We start from the raw sequence: 3334 nt of genomic DNA on the forward strand, positions 1-3334 counted from the left end.
CGCCTTCCGCCTCGACCGCCTCACCCGCGCTGGCCTGCTGGGCCTGGCGTTCGTGACCTGCCTGAGCCTGCTGGGTGGTGTCTCCCGCATCGCCGACCACCAGGTGCGCGACGTGCAACTGGCCCAGGCCGCCGCCACGCCGATGGCTCTGGCCGACACCACGGTCGCTCCCGTGCAGGTGATCCACATCGTCGGCAAGCGCATCGCCAACACCTGACCCCCATGCCGCGGGCGGGCCGACCGGCGACCCCGGGGAGCCCGTCAACGCATCGCCCTTTCCCTGCGTTATGGGAATGGCTTTCGAGCCACTGACTCCTCCAATATTCGGCCCCGCTTCGGCGGGGCCTTTTTTCATCTGCCCCGTCCCAGGTCATCGCTATGATGCGGTGCAATATCGCCATCCCGCCACGATGACCCTCTGGCTCTTGATCACCCGCCTGGGCGAAGCCCAGATCCTGCTGCCTGCCGCCGGCCTGGCCCTGCTGCTGCTGGCCCAGCGCCAGGACAGCCGCGCCGCGGCCCTGCGCTGGGCGATGGCCCTGTGCCTGGGCACGCTGGTGACCACGGCCAGCAAGGTGGCCTTCCTGGGCTGGGGCCTGGGCATCGCGGCACTGGACTTCACCGGGTTTTCCGGCCACTCCATGTACGCCGCCAGCGTGGACATCCCGCTGCTGGCTGTGTGCACCTTGGCACTGGTCGGCCGTGGCCGCTGGGTCGGTACCCTGCTGGGCACCGGGCTGGCCGTGCTGATCGCCGTCTCGCGGGTGGAGGTGGGCGCGCATTCCGTGTCGGAAGCCATCGCCGGCTTCGTGCTGGGAGGGACCCTGGCCGCCTGGGTGGTGGCCGCGCTGCCCGCGCGCTGGCCCGCCCAATCGGCGCTGCGCACGGCCGTGGGCCTGGCCCCGCTGGGCCTGACCCTGTGGCTGGCCGCTGGCGTGGCCTGGGCCCCGCCGCCCGTGACCCACGCCCTGGTGATCCGCCTGTCCCTGGCGCTGTCCGGACACGAGCGCCCCTACACCCGGGCCCACCTGCATGCCGCGCCCAAGACCCACGTCCCCGCGCGATCCTGGCCACCGGCAGGGGAAACGGATCTGGCCTGAGGACACCAACGGCGCACCGAGGCGCGGTTGATCAGACGCGCACAGCGCCACCCGCTTTCATAATCGGGCATGTACGAGCCGCGCCTTGCCGAATCGCCGCCTGCCACTGCAGCACCCACTGGCATTGTCGGCATCGGCGCGTCCGCGGGGGGGCTGGCGGCACTGGAGCAATTCCTGGCCCAGGTACCGTCCGCCAGCGGCCTGGCCTATGTGGTGGTGCAGCACCTGGACCCCACCCACAAAGGCATGCTCAGCGAACTGCTGCAGCGCTGCACGGCCATGCCCGTGCGGGAAGTGCAATCCGCGCAGGACATCCAGCCGGACGTGGTCTATGTGATTGCGCCCAACGCCGAGCTGAGGGTCAGCGGCAACCACCTGTGTCCGGCCCTGCCGACTCAGCCGCGTGGCCGGCGCCTGCCGGTCGATGTGCTGTTCAGCTCCATGGCCCGCGAACGCGGCGCCCGGGCCGTGGGTGTCGTGCTGTCCGGCATGGGAGAGGACGGCACCCTGGGCCTGCAGGCCATCAAGAGCCAGGGCGGCCTGACACTGGCGCAGCAGCCGGAGTCGGCCCAGTTCGACGCCATGCCCCGCAGCGCCATTGCCGCCGGCTGCGTCGACATCGTGACCGTCCCCGGCGACATGCCCAGCCGCATCATGGCGCTCGCCCGCACGCCGCCCCTTGCCGAACCCGCCGAGGCAGGGGTCAGCGAAGAGGCCGTGCCGGCTGCCGACGCGGCCCCGCTGGCGGCCATCCTGGCCCTCGTGCAGGAGCACACCCGCCACGACCTCACGCTCTACAAGTCGAACACCCTGCTGCGACGCATCGCGCGCCGCATGGCCGTCCATGGTTTGGCCAGCATGCCGGCCTACGAGAGCTTTCTGCGCCAGAACCCGCAGGAGATCGACCTGCTGTTCAACGAAGTGCTGATCGGCGTCACCGCCTTCTTTCGCGACCCGCAGGTGTGGCAGGAGCTGACGGAGACCGTGCTGCCCCTGCTTCTGGCCCAAAAGGGGGCCGATGACCGGCAGCTGCGCGTCTGGGTGGCGGGCTGCTCCACCGGGGAGGAGGCCTACTCGCTGGCGATGGTCTTCGCCGAAGTCATCGGGTCACGTCCTGAGTTCAGCGACTTCACGCTGCAGATCTTCGCCACCGACCTGAGCGCCGATGCGATCGCCTTTGCCCGTGCCGGGCACTACCCCGCCGCCATCGCACGCGATGTCCCGCCGCAGCAACTGGCCCGCTTCTTCACCCAGCATGCGGGTGGCTACCTGATCGACCCGCGCATCCGCGAGACCGTGCTGTTCGCCCAGCATGACGTCATCCTGGACCCGCCGTTCACCCGACTGGACCTGCTGTCCTGTCGCAACCTGATGATCTACTTCAGCGCCCCGCTCCAGCACCGGCTGGTGGCGCTGTTCCACTACAGTCTGCGACCCGGCGGCGTGCTGCTGCTGGGCGAGTCCGAGACCGTGGGCCGATCCCAGGCCCTGTTCAAGTCGCTGCATCCGAAGTCGCGGATCTACTGGCGCAATCCGCGTGGGGGTGCGATCGGGGCGGCCCTCTTCCCCACCCACCGCCGACCGGTGGCCAAGACGGCCACCCAGGAGACGAGTCTGATCCACCCCTACACCCTTCCCGTCAACCTGCAGTCCCTGGCGGACCAGGTCGTGCTGCAGCTCTTCTCGCCCGCAGCCGTGCTGGTCAACGAGTCCGGTGACATCGTCTATATCAACGGCCGCACCGGCCGCTACCTCGAGCCGGCGGCAGGCAAGGCGAACTGGAACATCCATGTGATGGCGCGCCCCGGCATCCGGGCTCAGCTGTCGGTGGCCCTGCGCAGTGCCTTGCAGTCCCGCAGCCCGATCGATCTGCAGGGGCTCAAGATCGACGATGAAGACACCGTCATGGTCGACATCACCGTGCGCCCCCTGGCCCACCCCAAGGCGCTCGAAGGCATGGTGATGATCGCCTTCCGCGATGCCCTGCCGGCGCCCACGGCGCGCAGCCGCCGCACCCGGGCCGCGCAGGGGGTGGACGCCGCGGTCAACGAAGAGCTGATCCGCTCGCGCGAGGAGATCCGTGCCCTGCGCCAGGAGATGCTGGCCTCGCAGGAGGAGCTGCAAGCGGCCAACGAGGAGTTGCAATCGACCAACGAGGAGCTGCAGTCGGCCAACGAGGAATTGACCACCGCCAAGGAGGAGGCGCAGTCCATGAACGAGGAGCTGCAGACCAT

Annotated in this window: 3 protein-coding genes; all 3 read left to right on the forward strand. The window is 69.6% G+C overall.

Features of this window, described 5'->3' with window-relative positions:
• The coding region (locus I73_RS33315) for a hypothetical protein (protein WP_040501012.1) at positions 1 to 217 on the forward strand (217 nt) is incomplete at its 5' end.
• Between the two features lie 193 nt (positions 218 to 410).
• Entirely contained in the window at positions 411 to 1100 is a 690-nt protein-coding gene (locus tag I73_RS29205; RefSeq protein ID WP_022982136.1) for a phosphatase PAP2 family protein, read from the forward strand.
• 69 nt (positions 1101 to 1169) lie between these two features.
• A partial coding sequence (locus tag I73_RS29210) for a chemotaxis protein CheB (RefSeq protein ID WP_022982137.1) occupies positions 1170 to 3334 on the forward strand: 2165 nt, incomplete at its 3' end.

It is taken from the genome of Ideonella sp. B508-1 (genome assembly GCF_000333615.1).
GTDB lineage: Bacteria > Pseudomonadota > Gammaproteobacteria > Burkholderiales > Burkholderiaceae_C > Ideonella.